The organism is Tabrizicola sp. T74, from assembly GCF_057219935.1.
Genome location: NZ_JBXVVT010000001.1, coordinates 695,185 through 712,924, shown reverse-complemented (window position 1 = coordinate 712,924; position 17,740 = coordinate 695,185). Strand labels below are relative to the sequence as shown.

The 17,740-nt window shown below is 65.6% G+C and carries 16 protein-coding genes; 6 read left to right on the top strand and 10 right to left on the bottom strand.

Features of this window, described 5'->3' with window-relative positions:
- Nucleotides 1-54: 54 nt before the first annotated feature.
- The 7 genes from addA to regB form a co-directional block, all read right to left on the bottom strand.
- Nucleotides 55-3,375, bottom strand: a complete 3,321-nt coding sequence (gene addA / locus AC2EAL_RS03700; protein ID WP_484722818.1) for a double-strand break repair helicase AddA — start codon at nt 3,373-3,375, stop codon at nt 55-57.
- Nucleotides 3,372-6,269 carry a double-strand break repair protein AddB gene (gene addB / locus AC2EAL_RS03695; protein ID WP_484722817.1) on the bottom strand — a complete coding sequence of 966 codons (2,898 nt, stop codon included), beginning with the start codon at nt 6,267-6,269 and terminating at the stop codon, nt 3,372-3,374. The genes addA and addB overlap by 4 nt, the downstream gene beginning before the upstream one ends.
- A complete protein-coding gene (locus AC2EAL_RS03690; RefSeq protein WP_484722816.1) occupies nt 6,262-6,966 on the bottom strand; it encodes a nucleotidyltransferase family protein in 705 nt (234 codons plus the stop codon). Before AC2EAL_RS03690 ends, addB begins: the two co-directional genes overlap by 8 nt.
- On the bottom strand, nt 6,942-7,958 hold the full coding sequence (locus tag AC2EAL_RS03685) for an aminoglycoside phosphotransferase family protein (protein WP_484722815.1): 1,017 nt from the start codon (nt 7,956-7,958) through the stop codon (nt 6,942-6,944). The genes AC2EAL_RS03690 and AC2EAL_RS03685 overlap by 25 nt, the downstream gene beginning before the upstream one ends.
- Nucleotides 7,951-8,418, bottom strand: a complete 468-nt coding sequence (gene tsaE / locus AC2EAL_RS03680; RefSeq protein ID WP_484722814.1) for a tRNA (adenosine(37)-N6)-threonylcarbamoyltransferase complex ATPase subunit type 1 TsaE — start codon at nt 8,416-8,418, stop codon at nt 7,951-7,953. Before tsaE ends, AC2EAL_RS03685 begins: the two co-directional genes overlap by 8 nt.
- Nucleotides 8,419-8,475: 57 nt before the next feature.
- Entirely contained in the window at nt 8,476-10,017 is a 1,542-nt protein-coding gene (locus tag AC2EAL_RS03675; RefSeq protein ID WP_484722813.1) for a PAS-domain containing protein, read from the bottom strand.
- A gap of 103 nt (nt 10,018-10,120) precedes the next feature.
- Nucleotides 10,121-11,512, bottom strand: a complete 1,392-nt coding sequence (regB, locus tag AC2EAL_RS03670; RefSeq protein WP_484722812.1) for a sensor histidine kinase RegB — start codon at nt 11,510-11,512, stop codon at nt 10,121-10,123.
- 93 nt (nt 11,513-11,605) lie between these two features.
- Here regB and AC2EAL_RS03665 point away from each other — a divergent pair, with 93 nt between their 5' ends.
- From AC2EAL_RS03665 to AC2EAL_RS03655, 3 genes are all read left to right on the top strand, one after another.
- Nucleotides 11,606-12,232 carry an SCO family protein gene (locus AC2EAL_RS03665; RefSeq protein WP_484722811.1) on the top strand — a complete coding sequence of 209 codons (627 nt, stop codon included), beginning with the start codon at nt 11,606-11,608 and terminating at the stop codon, nt 12,230-12,232.
- 23 nt (nt 12,233-12,255) lie between these two features.
- Nucleotides 12,256-12,810: an ActR/PrrA/RegA family redox response regulator transcription factor gene (locus tag AC2EAL_RS03660; protein WP_484722810.1), complete on the top strand. Its 555-nt coding sequence runs from the start codon at nt 12,256-12,258 to the stop codon at nt 12,808-12,810.
- Between the two features lie 70 nt (nt 12,811-12,880).
- A complete protein-coding gene (locus tag AC2EAL_RS03655) occupies nt 12,881-13,195 on the top strand; it encodes an H-NS histone family protein (RefSeq protein ID WP_484723391.1) in 315 nt (104 codons plus the stop codon).
- A 3-nt stretch (nt 13,196-13,198) separates the two neighbouring features.
- Here AC2EAL_RS03655 and AC2EAL_RS03650 read toward each other — a convergent pair whose 3' ends face one another.
- Nucleotides 13,199-14,071 carry a LysR family transcriptional regulator gene (locus tag AC2EAL_RS03650; protein WP_484722809.1) on the bottom strand — a complete coding sequence of 291 codons (873 nt, stop codon included), beginning with the start codon at nt 14,069-14,071 and terminating at the stop codon, nt 13,199-13,201.
- 97 nt (nt 14,072-14,168) lie between these two features.
- On the opposite strand from AC2EAL_RS03650, the gene AC2EAL_RS03645 reads away from it, so the two are divergent.
- Entirely contained in the window at nt 14,169-14,327 is a 159-nt protein-coding gene (locus tag AC2EAL_RS03645; protein ID WP_484722808.1) for a hypothetical protein, read from the top strand.
- A 13-nt stretch (nt 14,328-14,340) separates the two neighbouring features.
- On the opposite strand, the gene AC2EAL_RS03640 is transcribed toward AC2EAL_RS03645, so the two are convergent.
- Nucleotides 14,341-14,931: an HD domain-containing protein gene (locus tag AC2EAL_RS03640; protein ID WP_484722807.1), complete on the bottom strand. Its 591-nt coding sequence runs from the start codon at nt 14,929-14,931 to the stop codon at nt 14,341-14,343.
- Between the two features lie 75 nt (nt 14,932-15,006).
- Between AC2EAL_RS03640 and ahcY the strand changes: the two genes are divergently transcribed.
- Together ahcY and AC2EAL_RS03630 are read left to right on the top strand one after the other, a co-directional pair.
- The gene (gene ahcY / locus AC2EAL_RS03635; RefSeq protein WP_484722806.1) at nt 15,007-16,407 is read left to right on the top strand and encodes an adenosylhomocysteinase; all 1,401 of its coding nucleotides are present in this window, start codon (nt 15,007-15,009) and stop codon (nt 16,405-16,407) included.
- Nucleotides 16,408-16,588: 181 nt separating this feature from the next.
- Nucleotides 16,589-16,930, top strand: a complete 342-nt coding sequence (locus tag AC2EAL_RS03630; protein ID WP_484722805.1) for a DUF2853 family protein — start codon at nt 16,589-16,591, stop codon at nt 16,928-16,930.
- A gap of 275 nt (nt 16,931-17,205) precedes the next feature.
- Here AC2EAL_RS03630 and AC2EAL_RS03625 read toward each other — a convergent pair whose 3' ends face one another.
- The gene (locus AC2EAL_RS03625; RefSeq protein WP_484722804.1) at nt 17,206-17,601 is read right to left on the bottom strand and encodes a DUF1761 domain-containing protein; all 396 of its coding nucleotides are present in this window, start codon (nt 17,599-17,601) and stop codon (nt 17,206-17,208) included.
- Between the last annotated feature and the right edge of the window lie 139 nt (nt 17,602-17,740).

Here is a 17,740-nt window from a genome sequence, read left to right as displayed (position 1 = left end):
TTTCTCCTGCGGGGATTGGTCGGGTAGGGAAGGTAAGAACCCGCGACGACGACGTCAAGGTATCGTGGCACGGGCCAGGGCGGCCCTCACGATGTCGGGATCGACGGGCATCAGGCGGGGGGACTTGGTCCAGAGGATCGCGGTCTCGATCCGGCGGTCGGGGTAGATGGCGGCCAGCATGTGGGCATAGGCGCCCAGCTGGCGGAGGATACCTTCGGGAATCTGGTCGGGTCGGTCGGGGACGAGCGTGTTCGACTTGTAGTCGATGATCAGGATGCGGTCCGGGTCGATCAGCAAACGGTCGATGGAGCCGGTCAGCGTGCGGCCTTGCCAAGGGGCGGTGACGGCGACCTCGGTCAGGCTTTCGGGGGCAAAGAGCGGTGACAGGTCGGGATGTCGCAGCACCCGCTCGGCCTCAACCAGCGCATCGGCGCGATGGACGGGGTCGGGGATCAGGCTTTCGGCATGCCTTGTCCAGTCCGACGGGGCGAGGCCGGGCAGGCGTTCCAGCAGCAGATGCAGTGCGGTGCCGCGCGCGCGGGCTTCGGCCTCGGGCCAGGCGGGTTCGCCGGGGAGGGCCTTTGGTCCGCCAAGATCGGAGGGGGACAGGGTCGGCAGTGGTTTGAGGGCCTCGGGCGCGGGTTCGGTGGCCCAGCCGGGCAGGACGGGAAGGCTGACTTCGGTCGCGGACCTGTGCAGCGGGGCAGGCCAGTCGCCAAAGCTGTGCCGGAGGATGCCGCCTGCCAGTTGTTCATGTCCGAGCGAAGCGACACCGTTGCTGATCAGCCGGTGCCAGGTTGCATCCTTTGTCACCTTCCCGGAGCCTGCGGCCACCAGCCAGCAGCGCGCACGGGTCATCGCCACGTAAAGCAGCCGCAGCCGTTCGGCGGCGTCGCGTTCAGTGCGGATTTCGCGTTCGGCGGCAATCGCGGCGGGGCTTTCGTCCTTGTTGACCTTCCAGACCGCCTGCCCGCCCGCCAGCGTATGGATCTGGTCGCGGTCGGGAGGGGAGTAATCGGCGCATTCCGGGAGGATCACGATCTCGGCCTCCAGCCCCTTTGCGCCGTGGACGGTCATCACCCGGATCAGGTCGCCCTCGCCGTCCATTTGGCGTTTCACCTCGACATCGTCGGTTTCCATCCAGGTCAGGAAGCCGGTCAGGCTGGGAACCTCTGCCGTCTCATAGGCAAGGGCTTGGCTCAGCAGTTCGTCGATTCCGTCTTCCGCCTCGGGCCCCAGGCGACCGACCAGTTTGCGGCGGCCGTCGTGGCGGTGCAGGACGCGTTCGATCAGGTCATAGGGGCGCAGGAAATCGGCCTGGTCGCGCATGTCGTCGAGGAACGCCAGGGTCTGTTCCGCCCCCGGATGGTCGCGCAGGGCTTCCCACAGATAGCCTTTGCGGGGATGGGCCAACTGGAAGAGCTGCGCTTCGGTCCAGCCGCAGAGGGGAGAGCGCAGGACGGCGGCAAGCGAGAGGTCGTCCTCGGGCGTGTCAAGGAAGGCCAGCAGCGCGGACAGGTCCTTGACGGCAAGCTCTCCGCCCAGTTTCAGCCGGTCGGCCCCGGCAATGGGCAGCTTCAGGTCCTTGCAGGCGCGGATGATGTCGTGGAAGACGCCAGACCGGCGCTGGACCAGGATCAGGAAGTCGCCATAGCGGATCGGGCGTTCAGTCGGGCCGCCGTCCTTTGGGGCCTGCGGAATCTGCTCGCCGCCTTCCACCCGGTCCCTGATCCAGCGCGCGATGTCCTGGGCCAGCCGGATCTGCGGGTCCTCGGGGTGGGTGGTGTCGACGGGTTCGTACCAGGGTCCGGGCTTGGGTTTCTCGTCTTTCTCCAGCACGGGCCAGACATCGACGCGGCCGGGCAGTTTGTCGTTTATGGCGATGTGGTGCGAGCCGCCGCCCAGGGCGGTCTGTTCGGCGGGGGTGAAGGTGGCGTCGACGACGTTCAGGATCGCGCGGGAGGAGCGGAAGGAATGCTCCAGGACGCTGTCGTTCAGGCCCCGCCCCCCGGCAAGACGCGAGGCGAAATGGTCGCGCATCCGGTCGAAGGCCGCGACATCGGCGCCCTGGAAGGAATAGATCGACTGCTTCTTGTCGCCGACGACGAACAGGGTCCGGTCGCGGCTGTTCGAGCCCTCACCGGCGATCAGTTCCGCTGCCAGGGCTTCGATCAGGTCCCATTGTTCGGGGCTGGTGTCCTGCGCCTCGTCCACCAGGATGTGGTCGATGCCGCCGTCGAGGCGATAGAGGACCCAGGCGGCAAGCGAGGGGTTGGTCAGCAGGTCCTTGGCGCGCAGGATCAGGTCATCAAAGTCCAAAAGGCCACGGGCAGCCTTGCGCCGTTCGTATTCGGGCAGGAAGACGGCGGCGAAATCGTGCAGCGCTAGGGTCCTTTCGGCTGCGGAGAGGGAGAGTTCGGCAAGCCGCGCATCGCTGACGCGTTGCATGAAGTCGTCGAAGTCGAACACCAGATCGCCCATGTCCGTCCGGACTTTCCGCGAAGGGACAGAGCCGAACTTGGGCTCTGGAATGCGATGATCGCCCTTCTTGAGGAGGAACGCGTCGCAAAGCGTATCAAGGTCCTTGCGCGTCGGGACTTGCAGGTTGATCCCGGCCAGAACCGTGGCAAGGTCCTGCATCGTCGGGGTGGCGGCGCGCAGGAGAGGCAGGGTCTGGGCGATCAGCCAGTCCTCGCGGCCAGTGAAGGCAAGCGACATCAGGTAGGCTTCATCGACAACTTCGGGCAGCCCGAACAGCTGCCAGATCTCGTCTTTGGTCAGTCGCTGGGCAAAGCTGGCGCGGTTGCGGGCGATTTCCTCGACCAGCTTGCCGAAATCCTCGCCGTTCTGGACCTCGGTCAGACGACGCACGACGGTGGCGTCAGGACCGTCGGCCATTTCCTCGACGATCTCGGCCCGCATCAGCTTGCCGGACCGGTCGTCCATTTCGACAAAGCCCGGCGAAACCCCTGCCTCCAGCGGAAAGCGGCGGAGGAGGCTGGCGCAGAAGCTGTGGATGGTCTGGATACGCAGGCCGCCCGGGGCCTCGATCGCGCGGGCGAAGAGCTGCCGGGCGCGAGCCAGCCGGGGGGCCGGGTTGTCGGGTTCACCAAGCTCGGCGAGGGTTTCTTGCAGCTTGGCCTCGGGCATCATCGCCCATTCCCCCAGCCGCTTGAACAGCCGGTTCTGCATCTCGGAGGCGGCGGCCTTGGTGTAGGTCAGGCAGAGGATGTGCTGGGGTTCGACGCCCGACAGCAGAAGCCGCGCCACCCGGTCGGTCAAGACGCGGGTCTTGCCCGACCCGGCATTCGCCGACAGCCAGGTGTTGCTGGCGGGATGGGCGGCGGCGATCTGGCGGGAGAAGGCCTGGTTCATGCCAGGCTCTCGGGTCTGGGTGTGCTGGTCATTTCCCATTCGCCATAGCGCGACAGGTGGTCGTAGTCGCTGGGATCGTCGGTCTTTTCCAGCGCGCGGCGGGACGTATATCCCTGCCCCGGCTGGGCGTAGGCCGAAATGAGCTTGGCGAACTCGGCCCAGACCTCCGCTACCTGACCCGGCTCGAGCACGATCTCAGCCTTTTTCAGTTGTGCCTTCAGGCCGACATAGACCACACGGGCCACCTCTTCGGCGTCCAGACCCTGGAAGCCGCCACCTTCGGCCATTGCGGCGAGCAAGAGGAGCTGCTTGTCAAAGTACTTCTGCTGGTCGGGCGTTGGCGGTGCACCCGTCTTGTAGTCGATCAGCAGAAGCCGCCCGTCGTCCAGCCGGTCGATCCGGTCGGGCTTGCCCGTCAGGGTGAAGTCGACACCTGCGAGCTTGACCGCGCCCTTTTCCTCCAAGAGCACCGGCTGGCCCCCGGTCGAGGCCGAGAAGGCCAGGAATTCATCGGCCGCCTTGGCGATGCGGCTGCGCCAGATCGTGCGCGCCAGGGGCCAGGCGACCCGTTCGGCAAGGACGGCATCGGTGATGGCCAGAAGGCTTTCGCGCGTGCCGTCGCCGTGGCGCAGGAAGACCTCAAGGATCTCGTGCAGCACCACGCCGCGCAGACGGGGGTCGGCTTCGGCGCGCAGGGGGTCGAGCGGTTTCAGCTTCAGCACGTGGCGCGCATAGATCGCGTAGGGATCGCGGATCAGGGTCTTGATCTCGGTCACCGACAGCTTGCGCGGCCGCGCGGCCATTGGCGGGCGGGGCGAGGGACGCGATGCTGCATCCACCTTGGGAGCGGCGTCGAAGGCCTGCGCCAGCTGCAGCCAGCGGTCACCCCGCGCCCGCATGGCAGCCAGCGCCTCGGGGCCGCGCCGTTCCGGCAGGCCTTCCATCAGGTTCACCAGCCGGTTCAGCCAGCGCGAGGGCACGGTTTCCGCCTCGGCCCCGCGTTTCGCGCGGCTAAGGACGACCTGCGGCGCGGCGACGGCCTGCTGATAATCATGCGCGGACAGGCCAATCCGGCGTTCGGGCAGCAGGAGCCCGGCCTCTTTCCGCATGGCCCGGTTCAGCCACGGGTCCGCCGGGGGCTGCGCCGGCCAGATACCGTCGTTGAGGCCGCCCAGGATCACCAGTTCGGCCCCCTGGACACGGGATTCCAGCGTGCCCCAGATCATGATGCCGGGGTGCATGCTTTCTGTCTCGCGCACCTCATGCCGCTGCAGGACGCCCAGGAAGATGCCCGCGTAGTCCATCGGAGTCATCTCGCCCGCTGCGGGGGCTTCTTGCTGCAACTCGGCCAGAGCCTTCGCTGCCTCTTCCCCGGCGGCTTTCTTCCACAGTTCGCCGCTTCCCGAGGCGTCGAAACCCGCTGCCAGACGTTCCGTAAGGCGAAGGTGCAGGGCCACGAACTCGGCCAGCGACTGCCGGCCCAAGGTTTCGTGGCCGCACAGGGTTTCGGCGATGATCCGGGCCCAGTCTTCGGCCATCGGAAGTCCGGACTGTTCTGCCCACAGACGGACGCTGGATGCGGTCGGAAAGGCCGGGCCGTTGCGGCGGATGGTCAGCTCGAACTCGCGCGTCAGGATCAGGTGGGGGCCACGTCCGCTGCCCGAAAAGGCAAGCGGGTGCTTCAGCAGTGCCAGAAGGGCGTCCGCAGTCAGCTTCTGGCCGAACAGGGCCGCGATCTGGCGCATCAGTCGCCCTGGCGCAGAGAGTGCCAGCGGGCGACCGGCGGAATCGTCGGGGCGAATGCCCCAGCGGTCAAGCGCCGCGGTGACCCGGCGGGTGAGGTTGCGGTCAGGCGAGATCAGCGCGGCGCGGGTCCCGTCCTCGGCCGCCTTGCGCAGGATGAGCGCGATAGCGACGGCCTCGGCGCGAGGGCTGGGGGCCTCGATCAGGGTCAGGCCCTGTGTCGCGGTGACCAGGTCGGGCAGGTCCGGCCCCTCGGCCAGCCACTGATGCGTGGTGGGCGCGGGGCGCAGGGACAGCGACACCAGCCGGTTCCGTTGCGGATCGGGGGCCGGGGCAGTGGTCCAGGGCTGGACGTCGCGGGGACCGCAGCCCAGCAGGTCCATCATCCGGCGAAAGCGGAACTGCGGGTGATCCTCGGCCACCAGCACGTCGTCCATGCCGTCCCAGACCTCGGGCGGCAGGTCGAAGTCATAGCCGGGCAGCACGATGGCGCCCTGGGGCAGTTGGGCGATAGCCTGCATCAGAAGCGCCGTGGTGCCCCGCGAGCCGGTGGAGCCCGCAAGGATCACCGGGCCGGGCGGGGGCGTGGCGGCCCATGTGTCCGACAGGCCTTGGACCGCGCGGCGCAGGACCGTCTCGGCATCGGGAGCATCGCCGGACAGGGCCTCGGTCACGATGCCAAGGAAGGCCTGGGTCCGCGACCAATGCGCGGAATGGTTGGCGACGTCCAGCGCGGCAATGCGGTCGGGCGAGACGCCTTCGCCCTGCATCTCCTCGACCAGCGCAGCAAGGCTGTCGGCCAGCTCGTAGAGTGCTGCGCGGGGGAAATGCGTGGTGCCGGTGGCCAGAAGCCGGTCGAGGAGGACCGACAGGACCAGCCGACGGCGCAGAGGATAGACAGGTTGCGGCTGGGGCAGGTTCGACAGAGCGGCGACTTCGGTGACGAGGAGGATGCGGGGCAGCAACCGGGCTCCGTGGCCTTGCAGCTGTTCCACGACGCGCCGCCGCATGCGCTGGGTGTTCACGATCAGGGTGGCGCGGGCCATCGCCTCGGGCGGTGTTCCCTGCATCCGGTGCAACAGGCCCGCCACGAGTTCGGCCGGAAAGTCGGCACCGGGGGGCAGGGCGAACAGGGGAACTGGTCTAGACATCCCGGGCATGGTGAAGCAGGTGCTCTGCCTCGGCAATCCCTTCCGGATGGCCGACGTCGCACCAGTCACCAGGATGCAGGACGCCAAACGCCGTCCCCGCCGCGATCATCTGGTCCCAGACCCGGTTCAGCGAGAAGACATCGTCGGGGAAGGCGCGGACCCGGTCCGGGGCGATGATCTGGGCGCCGATGTAGACGTGATCCTCGCCCCCTGCCCCGCGCGACAGGCGGCCTTCGGCATCAACGCGGAAATCGCCCTTCGGCCCATGCGCGCGGGTCTTGTGCAGCGGCAGAAGCAGCAGAAGCGCCTCCATCCGCGCGCCGTCCCACGCGGCGGCCAGCGTCTGCAGCGGGTTGGCCCCGGTCCAGATGCCGTCGCTGTTCAGGATCGCGACTGGCCCGTTGCCCAAGAGGGGTAGAGCGGCCTTCAACCCGCCGCCGGTTTCCAGGATCCGGTCGGCCTCATGGCTGATCGTAACGCCGCGACCGGCGAGATGCGCGGCCATCTGGTCGGCGCGGTAGTGGGTGTTGACGACGATGCGGCCGACTTTGGCGGCGGCGGCCATGTCCAGTGCGTGGTCGATCAGCGCCCGGCCTGCCACGGGGATCAGCGGCTTTGGCCGGTCGGCGGTCAGCGCCTTCATCCGGGTGCCGAACCCGGCGGCGAACAGCATCAGCGGGAAGGGGTAGGCGGGCATTGATCCTTGATCTTCTGCATAAGGTCGGGGGTCGGGGCGGGCAGCAGCCTCTCACAGACCGCGCGCAGGTCGGCAAGGGCCGGATGGGCGAGGTTCCGCTGCAACTGACCCCAGACGCGGGGGATCAGGGGCAGGTAGCCGGGCTTGCCCGCGACCAGACACAACCGCGCGAAGATGCCCAGGATACGCAGGGCGCGCTGGGCGCCGAGGGTAGCGTAGTGCGCGGCAAAGGCCTGGGGATCGTTGCGGTTGGCATCGACAAAGCGCGCGATCATGGCGGCTTCGGTTGCCGGACTGACATCCCGACGGGCGTCCTGCAGCAGGGAGACCAGATCGTACCCGGGCTGGCCAAGCTGCCCAAGCTGGAAGTCGAGAAGACCGGTGCGCGCAAGACCCGCACGGCCTGGCAGCCAGATCAGGTTCTCGGCATGGAAGTCGCGCAGGATCAGGACGCGCGGACCGTCCGCGTGGGTCTGCAGGGCGAGCGTTAGGCTGGCCAGGAAATCGGCCGGGTCGGGTTGGGTGCCGGTGGAGGCGAAAGCGTACCAGTCCAGCGCGAACCCGGCAGCCTTGGCCCAGTCTTCGGCGGAAAGGTTGGGCAGGCCGGGTGGCGGCGGCGCGGACTGCAGATGCAGGAGCGTGTCGGTCGCAGCGGCGTAAAGCTGGCCCTCGCAGCCAGGGTCGGCAGCGACGAGCCGGGCAAAGAGATCATCGCCCAGGTCCTCCAGCAGCAGGAAGCCCTGATCCAGGTCCTCGGCCAGGATCGCTGGGGCCGACAGGCCAAGCCCGCGCAGGTGGCGGGCCATGACCGAGAAGGCAGCGGGGTCGTCCGCGCCCCCAGGCGGGTTGTCCATCAGGACTGCTGTCGCCGCACCCAGGCGCAGGCGTTCATAGCGCCTGTCCGATGCGTCCCCGGCCAGGTGCTGACGGTCTGCGGAACCCCAGCCGGACCGCTGCAGGAAATCCGCAAGGGCCGCGCTGCGGTCAGGCATGGAACGCCTCGCGCAGCCCGGGCCGCCCGCCCGTCAGCACCGCCCGCCGCCCGTCGCCCTTGGCGTCCAGCCGGATGATCAGAGCGCCCGCGGGGCGATGGCTGCCCAGACGGTCGGGCCATTCCACCAGACAGATTGCCCTCTCGAATGCCTGGTCCAGACCCAGCTCCCAAACCTCGTCCGGGTGGGTCAGCCGGTACAGGTCGGCATGCCAGATCTCGGTGCCGTCATCGTCGTAGACCTGGACCAGAGTGAAGGTGGGTGAAGGGACCTCGGTCGCTGCACCCAGACGGGCGCGGATGAAGGCGCGGGCAAGACAGCTTTTCCCCGCGCCAATGGGGCCTTCCAACAGGATTGTATCGCCCGGCCGGGCCAGGGAGGCCAGCCTCTGGCCGAGAGCTTCCGTGTCGGCGGCGGTCGGCAGGTCGAGGACCGTGGTTGCGGTGGCGGCGGCGGGCATGGCGGGACATTAGGGCCAGTCCCCGCCACTGGCAACGCGCCCGCTTGCCCGGCCCAACTAGGCCGTCATCACCCCAAGCTGGGCAGGATCGCGGACCGGTACCAGCACCGCCGGGCTTTGCACCCGGAAGGTGACCAGCGTCGCCCCCCCGGGAAGCGGCTTGAACCGGCAAGCGACATGCCGCCCGTCCAGGAGGCGGACATCGCCTTCCCAAGGAGAACGGTCGTCCGTGTTGGTGGCATAGTCGATGGCATCATCCCACAGAAGCGTCGGCGCCGCGTGTTCACGCCACCAGGTGCACAGGGTAGAGATGCTGGCTTCGGACAGCATAACCTGCGGATCGTGCCGCCAAAGCTGGGCGTAGGCGTGGTTCGACATCACCAGTTGCCCACCCTGCGAGAAGACCGCGACCGCATCCTCAACCGCATCGATCACCGACTGACCAAGTTCGACATCCGCCCGATAGCGCCTGGTGCGGGACATTTCGTTCGAGATGTCCTCGAACATGAAGGCGAGGGCGCCATTCGGATGCGGGCGACCAATCACGCGGTAGGTCTGGCCACCCGGCAGGCTCCAGGTGTCCTCGAAGGTGCCCATGGCGGCCTCTTCCTCAAGCCGGGTCAGCTGTTTGCGCCAGCTGCGATAGTCGCGCGGTTCCGGGATCATCGCCCGGGCGCGCATCGCATCGAGGAAGGCGTTCAGCGTCGGTCGTGCGATCAGCATTTCCGGCGGCAGGGTCGTGAGGTCGGCCAGAGCCGGGTTGAACATCTGCAAGCAACGGCTGCGGTCAAAGATCGCAAGACCAATCGGCAGGTCGGCAAAGGTCTTGGTCAGGGTCTGCATGAATTCGCGCAGCGCGGTTTCCGCCTGCACCGCCTTGTCGGCGGCCTGGGCGTAGCAGAGCGATTCCTCCCCTGCCGGCATGCGCACCAGATCGTACCATTCAGCCCCGCTGGGCATCTGCAGTTTCAGCCGCGGCAGCTTGGCCGAGGTCGAAGCGGGCTGGTCAAACAGTTTCGGAAGCGGCCAGGACAGGTCTTCGCCTTCCGGCAGAAGTTCGACCGCACGGATCAGATAGGCGTGGTTCGCCCAAATGACCGAGCCATCCCTGGCCTCTTTCCACATCAGCACCGGGGCGCGCGACAGCACGGTCCGCTGCGCCATCACCTCTTGCTGCAAGGCCGCAGAGGTTGCCACATCGACCGGGCCGGACGCCTGTTCAGATTGCGCAGCCGAAATCGTGAGACGGGTCAGGCCCGCAACATGTTCGGCCTTCAGCACGAGCGGCGTCGCGACCCCAGCCTGCGAGGCGATCTGGATCAGCCCGATCCGGGGCAGGTTGGCCAGGCGTTCGGCAAGGTCGGGAAAGTCTGGTCCGAACCGCGCCATCAGCCGACCCCAGGCGCGCTGGTCTTCGCCTTCGGGCAAAAGCGCCCTCGCCGAGGGCGAGGCATCGACCAGCCTTTCGCCGTCGAACAGGTAGGCGATCTGGGTAGGAGTGGAGTCGAACACGCTGGCAACCGGGGCAGGGCGGCGCGAGGTCCAGGCCTGCATGAAGGCCAAGGCCGCAAGCGCAACCATGAATGCGGCGAACACCATTCCAACAGCCGTCGGCAAATCACCCATCGCCTGGAAACCCTGATAATGGACTCAACTTGAATCAAAACTAGGCGTGGAACAGTTAATCGCGGGTTAATCGGCCTTACTCGGCGATCTGCTGGTTCTCTCCGAGGCCACCGGAGGGTGGAATCGCCACGATATCCGCTGCGTCCCAGACCGCCTCGATCACCGCGCCAGAGCGTTCGGGGCGGTCTTCCGGAGCAAGGAACGGGTCGGTCGCATTGGCAAAGGACAGGTCTGCGCCCGACCGTTCTAAGAGCGTCTTCGCGATGAAGAGGCCAAGGCCCATGCCTTCGTAGCCCGGCCGTTTCTCGACCTCTGGCTCGGCCCGGCGGGCGCGGACGAAGGGATCGCCGATCCGGCCGATCACGCTGGGCGGAAAGCCGTCGCCGTCATCGGTGATGCGGACAACGATCTGCCGGGAGGACCATTCGCCCTCGACCCAAACCTTGGACCGGGCAAAGTCGACAGCATTCTGCACCAGGTTTCGCAGTCCATGGATGATCTCGGGACGGCGCTGGATCGAGGGTTGGTCCTCGCCGCCGTCCTGGATCGGGCCAAAGCTGAAACTGACCTGCTTGCCGCGTGACAGGTGCGGCTCGGCAGCTTCGCGCAACACGGCGGACACGGGCGCCTGGCGCAGATGGCGGTCATCCTTTCCGACCCGGCCCATGTCGCGCAGGATGTCCCGGCAGCGGTCGGCCTGGTCGCGGATCAGGCGGGCGTCGTCCTGCAGGTCGGTCTGGCCGTCCAGTTCCTCGATCAGCTCGGCGCTGACCAGCTTGATGGTGGCAAGCGGTGTCCCAAGCTCATGCGCCGCGGCGGCGACGACGCCGGCCAGGTCGGTCAGCTTTTGCTCACGCGCCAGTGCCATCTGCGTGGCCAGAAGCGCCTCGGACATGTGCCGCATCTCGGTGGCGACCCGGCGCGAGTAGAGGCCGAGGAACAGGATACCGATGACGATCGACAGCCAGAAGCCAAAGATGAACAGGGGCGGGATCACCAGCTCGCGCCCGTCGGCAAAGCGCAGGGGCAGGTACCAGAACAGGGCCAGCGTCACGATCAGGATCGCCAGCGCCCCAAGGATGACGGTCGAGCGCAGGCGGAGGACGCTGGCCGAAATGGTGACCGGGGCAAGGACCAGGATCGCGAAGGGGTTGGTCAGGCCGCCGGTCAGGAAGATCAGGAGCGCCAGCTGTGCCAGATCGAACAGCAGGGTCAGGAAGGCTTCGGCCTCGGTCAGACGGCGGTTTTCCGGGAACAGCGTCATGAGCAGCAGGTTCGCCACCACCGACAGCCCGACCGCCAGCGTGGTGAGCCCCAGCGGCAGGTCCAGGCCGTACAGCTGGCTTGCAACAAGGATCGCGGTGATCTGGCCGGCAATCGCCATCCAGCGCAGGACGATCAGCGTCCTGAGCCGAACCCAGTTGGCCCCGGTGTCCCGGGCCTGCAAGCCGGAGGCGAAGGGTGCCATGTGTGACCGGATGTCCCTCTTCCAGGATTGTGCATTGTTAAGTGCGGCCCCATCTGAGATCAATGCGGCCCGTCAGACAGGGGAGGGGTACCGATGACCAAGCTTTTTGCCGGCGTGGCTGCTGCAGCAGTGGCGGCTCTGCTTGGGTTTTCGGCATGGTACGTCACGCTGGGTCGTGCGGATGACGCCTTCGCCGAATGCCGCCAGGGCCAGGTGGCCGGGGGCGATATCGGCGGCCCGTTCACCCTGGTCAACACCGCCGGGCAGACCGTGACCGATGCGGATGTGCTGGCCAAGCCGTCCCTGGTCTATTTCGGCTATACCTTCTGTCCGGATGTGTGCCCGCTGGACATGATGCGCAATGTCGAAGCGGTCGATCTGCTGGCGGAACAAGGGATCGAGGCCACCCCAGTCTTCATTTCAATCGACCCGGAACGCGATACGCCGGAAGCGCTCGCGGATTACGCGTCGAACATGCATCCAAAGCTGATTGCCCTTACGGGAACTGCCGATCAGGTGAAGGCGGCATCACAGGCCTACAAGACGTTTTACAAGCGCCGTGAAACCGGCGACGAGTATTATCTGATGGATCATTCCACGATGACCTACCTGATGCTTCCAGGCCGAGGATTTGTAGACTTTTTCCGTCGCGAAGCTAGTTCAGAGCAAATGGCAAAAAGCGTTGCTTGTTTCGTCGAGGCAGGCAAAGCTGCATCGTGACGGATGAAGAGCAGGTAAGCCGCATGACCGAGGATCCAGCAGCCGACCTTGGGCCGGACCGGACCCTTCTGCTTGTCGATGACGACGAGCCCTTCGTAAAGCGCCTCGCCAAGGCGATGGAGAAGCGCGGCTTCCTGCCCGAAACCGCACTAAGCGTGGCGGAAGGCCGGGCCAAGGCGATGGCGCGGCCCCCGGCCTATGCCGTGGTCGACTTGCGACTGGAGGACGGCAACGGGCTGGAAGTGATCGAGGCCTTGCACGAAAAGCGCCCGTCCTGCCGCGTGGTGGTCCTGACGGGTTATGGGGCGATCGCGACGGCGGTGGCCGCGGTGAAGATCGGCGCCATCGACTATCTGTCGAAACCGGCCGATGCGAACGACGTCACGAATGCGCTTCTGGCGCGGGGCGCGACGTTGCCGGAACCGTCCGAGAACCCGATGTCGGCTGACCGCGTACGCTGGGAACATATCCAGCGGGTGTACGAGATGTGCGACCGGAATGTCTCGGAAACCGCGCGTCGGCTTTCGATGCACCGTAGGACATTGCAGCGCATTCTGGCAAAACGCAGCCCGAGGTAATTCACCTTTCTTGCACTATCCCTCCAATAGGCCTATTGAGTACGGGTCTTTATCCGAGGGGGATCAGACATTGAAAGTTGACTTGAATAGCCTCTCCTTGAAAGAGCTGAAGGACTTGCAATCGCAGGTGGCAAAAGCGATTTCCGGGTATGAGGATCGCCGCAAGCGGGAAGCCCTTGCGGAACTGGAAGAAAAGGCGAAGGCAATGGGCTTTTCGCTGGCCGAGCTGACGGGAACTTCAGCCGGGCGTAAACGGTCGCCTTCTGTAGCGAAATATGCGAATCCGGCGAACAAGGCCGACACCTGGTCGGGCCGTGGCCGCAAGCCGCGCTGGTTCACCGAGGCGCTGGCCAAGGGAAAGAAACCGGACGACATGGCGATCTAGGGCCTAGGCCCGTCTTGCCAGCCATTTCAGGAATGCCCGGGCCGCAGCCCGCTTTGGCCCGGGCAACGTCACGATGAAGTATGCAGGAAGTTTTTCCCGACTTTCGTGCACGATTCGCAGGCGCCCTTCGGCCACGTCCGATTCAATCAGCGCCACGCTTTCCACCACCAGCCCCAATCCCTGACGCGCCGCCGCCAGCGCAAGTTCCTCGCTGCTGATGTCGGTGCTGCTTAGCGCTGAGGGGTCCAATCCCAATTGCCGCAGATAGGAATCCTGTTCGGCCCAATTGCGCGACAGGATCCAGTCCATGTCCGCCATCTCTGCCACCGTCGGATTTCGGTCCCCGATCAGGGAGGGCGCCCCCGCGATCACCAGCCGGGCCGAGGTCAGGTAGGCCGCCTCCACCCCCGGCCAGTCGCCGTTGCCATAGCGGATCGCAAGGTCCATCCGTTCCCGGTGCAGGTCGACGACCTTGCTGTCGGGATGCAGCGACAGGCCGATGTCGGGATGCTTTTCCCAGAAATCCTTCAGCCGCGGCATCAGCCATTGCGCCGCGAAGGTGGCCGTCAGGGTGATCCGCACCGGGCGATCGGCCTCTCCCGCCCGCAGTGCCTCCAGACCCCGCTGGATCGTGCCGAAGCCTTCGCCCAGGGCCTGCGCCAGCTGTTCGCCGTCCGCCGTAAGACTGACCCCTCGCCCTTCGCGCTGGACCAGCGGTCGACCAAGCTGCTCCTCCAGAGCGCGGACCTGCTGGGCAACGGCGGCATGGGTGACGTTCAGCACCCGGGCCGCCTGGCTGAAGTTCCGCAGTTCCGCCGTGGCCGCAAAAGCCCGCAATGCGGTCAGCGAGGGAAGGCTACGCCAGTCAGTCGCCATATGATAGCCAGTCTTACAGTTGAAAAGACTTCCTGAGTCGCATCATGGCCGCATACATGGCAAAAGCAATCATCGAAAGCCGAAAAGGAGAAAGGCCATGTTGAATATCTTCGCCGACGCCCTGCTGATCGCGACGCGCCTGGGCCAGAACACGCAGGAGTATCTGCCGCGCCACTACCCGCGCCGGTCCCCGCGTGAGTTCCAGGATGACGCCGGTCTGCGCACCGCCGATCACCTGCGGCACATGGGCCGCTGATGCCCGGTTCCTGTCAGCAGTCAGCAAGCAGTCTCGCCACCGTCGAGACATAGTCCGCCCGCACCTCTGCGGGCGGACGAAGCTTTATCTCCAGCCGGTGGATCAGTTCCGGCAATGGCCGCCCGAACAACTTGTCGGCCTCCGCCTCCCGGAACCCCGCGATGCGCACCGCCTCCAGCCAGGCCGAAACCTTGTCCGCCGCCTTGATCGCCTTCTTGATCGGTGCGGGTAAGACCGCCGGCAGGCCAAAGCGCAGATGCACCGCCGCTGTCAGCCTTTCGTCCAGCGCGCCATACCCCGGACCTACCGCCGCTTTCACCGGGCTGATCATGTCGCCGATCACGTATTCCGGCGCATCATGCAGCACCGCCGCCAGCCGCCACTTCGCCGCCGTCCCCGGGTTCCCGCGCGCGAAGATCTCCTCGACCAGCAACGAATGCTCCGCCACCGAATAGGGCCAATCCCCCCGCGTCTGCCCGTTCCAGCGCGCGACGAAGGCCAGTCCGTGCGCGATGTCCTCGATCTCGATATCGACCGGGGTAGGGTCAAGCAGATCAAGGCGGCGGCCCGAAAGCATGCGTTGCCAGGCGCGGGGTTGTTTCATCTTCGGGCCTTTGTTGTCTGCGGTGCCGATCAATGCTATCTGCCCGCCCAACCAAGGATCAAGGAGAGCGCAAAGATGGCTGCGGATTACATCGTCAAGGACATCGCACTGGCTGATTTCGGCCGCAAGGAACTGACTATTGCCGAGACCGAGATGCCGGGACTGATGGCCTGCCGCGAGGAATTCGGGGCCAGCCAGCCGCTGAAGGGCGCACGGATCGCCGGGTCCTTGCACATGACGATTCAGACCGGCGTGCTGATCGAGACGTTGAAGGCCCTTGGCGCCGATGTCCGCTGGGCCTCCTGCAACATCTTCTCGACCCAGGACCACGCTGCCGCCGCCATCGCGGCTTCGGGCACCCCCGTTTTCGCCATCAAGGGTGAAACACTGGAGCAGTACTGGGACTACACCGACAAGATCTTCCAGTTCGGCGGCGAGGGCGGGACCTGCAACATGATCCTCGACGACGGCGGGGATGCGACGCTGTATATTCTGCTCGGTGCCCGCGTTGAGGCTGGCGAGACCGGCCTGATCTCTGTCCCGACCAGTGACGAGGAAGTCTGCCTCTTCAACCAGATCAAGAAGCGCCTGGCTGCCAGCCCCGGCTGGTTCACCAAGCAGCGCGCCGCGATCAAGGGCGTGTCGGAGGAAACCACCACCGGCGTTCACCGTCTGTATGAGCTGCACAAGAAGGGCCAGCTGCCCTTCCCGGCGATCAATGTCAACGACTCGGTCACCAAGTCCAAGTTCGACAACAAGTACGGCTGCAAGGAATCGCTGGTCGACGGCATCCGTCGCGCGACCGACACGATGATGGCCGGCAAGGTCGCCGTCGTCTGCGGCTATGGCGACGTGGGCAAGGGCTCGGCGGCGTCCCTGCGTGGCGCGGGTGCCCGGGTGAAGGTCACTGAAGTCGACCCGATCTGCGCGCTGCAGGCCGCGATGGACGGCTATGAGGTGACCCTTCTGGAAGACGAAGTCGCCAGCGCCGACATCTTCATCACCACCACCGGCAACAAGGACGTCATCCGCATCGAGCACATGCGCGCGATGAAGGACATGGCCATCGTCGGCAACATCGGCCATTTCGACAACGAGATCCAGGTCGCCTCCCTGCGGAACCACAAGTGGACGAACATCAAAGAACAGGTGGACATGATCGAGATGCCCTCGGGCAACCGGATCATCCTGCTGTCCGAAGGCCGCCTGTTGAACCTCGGCAACGCCACGGGCCACCCGTCCTTCGTGATGTCGGCAAGCTTCACCAACCAGGTGCTGGCGCAGATCGAGCTTTGGACCAAGGGCAAGGACTATGCCCCCGGCGTCTACATCCTGCCGAAGGCGCTGGACGAAAAGGTCGCCCGTCTGCACCTGAAGAAGATCGGCGTGAAACTGACCGAACTGCGCAAGGACCAGGCCGACTACATCGGCGTCAAGGTCGAAGGGCCGTTCAAGTCGGACCACTACCGCTACTAAGGCTGCCAATCCGTCAGGAGCCCCGGACCGGGCTCCTGACACCGCCTGCGGCGTTTCGTCTTTCCGCCGCCGGGGAAACCGCGACCATCTTTCCCGTTGCCGTTTGACCGCATTTCCTTAAGCTTTGCCGCGTCCGCGGGCACATTGCGGAACGGGACAGGTAACAGGAACGAGGATAAACATGGGTAAGAGAGACGAACTCATCGCGAAATACGCCGATGACCTGAAGAACAAGTGCAAGGTGACGCCGGACATGGCGCTGCTTACCAAGGTCACCATCGGCTGCGGCCCGTCGATCTATGACAACGACGCATCCACCGTCGCTGCCTCGGACAAGGACGAGCTGGAGCGGATCAAGGCGAATTTCCTGGTCAAGAAGCTTGGGCTGAAGGACGGTCCGAACCTGATGGAGGGCATCAACGCCGCCATCGACACCTATGGCAAGTCCGAGCGCAACAAGCTCCGCGCGGTGTTCTACTATCTTCTGGTCAAGCACTTCGGCAAGGAAGCTGCCTACAAGTAACCCCGGCCCGCCGGGAAACCGCAAAGGCCCGTACCACAAGGTGCGGGCCTTTTGCATCGAGTGTACCGGATTTGACTAAACGCCTCGACACTTGCGCCTTGCCGGGGCGGGGGGATTCGAGGCACAAGGATGAAGTCAGGGCAGGATGCTCGGGACCCTATACAGATCACGCGGTGCTTCGGGGTGTACGCGTGGGTTGGATGGAGGGTTCCGTAGGGGTGCGGGGCCCTCCATTCCATTTTAATGGCCGCTTGAACTGTTGTCCGGCGCGCCGGTCAGAACAGCATCAGCACAAGACCCATCAGCCCGCTGCCGATGATGATGTTCACGCCATCGATCACGGTCAGCATGAACTTGCGCTGCCCGAAGGCGTAGTTCATCGCCACCCAGGGCAGCACGGAAAACGCGCCGATTCCCAAGCCTGCGGTCAGGCCCTCCATCACCGTATCGATGGCCGTCATGCCGAAGATATGCCGCATCATTCCGGCGGCCAGGATCATGCCGACAAGGCCGATGACGAATGGCGTCTTGTCCGAGGCGTTTGCAGGTTTCCCGTCCGGGCCAAGCTTGATCTCGGCGGCGGCCATCCACGGCCTGGACATCGAGATGTACCAGACTGCCCCGAATGCAAAGGCTGCCAGGCCTGCGGCGATCACGTTGAGGAATTCCATGGCTGTCCCTTCCTGTTGTTGTCCGGAAAGAATGCCGCAAAACCGGAAATCGGGAAAGCCGGGCGCGGTTTCCGGCAGAGGACCGGCTTGCCGGGATCAGTGAGACATGGACAGCGCGGGGATCGCTGTGGTTCTTTAC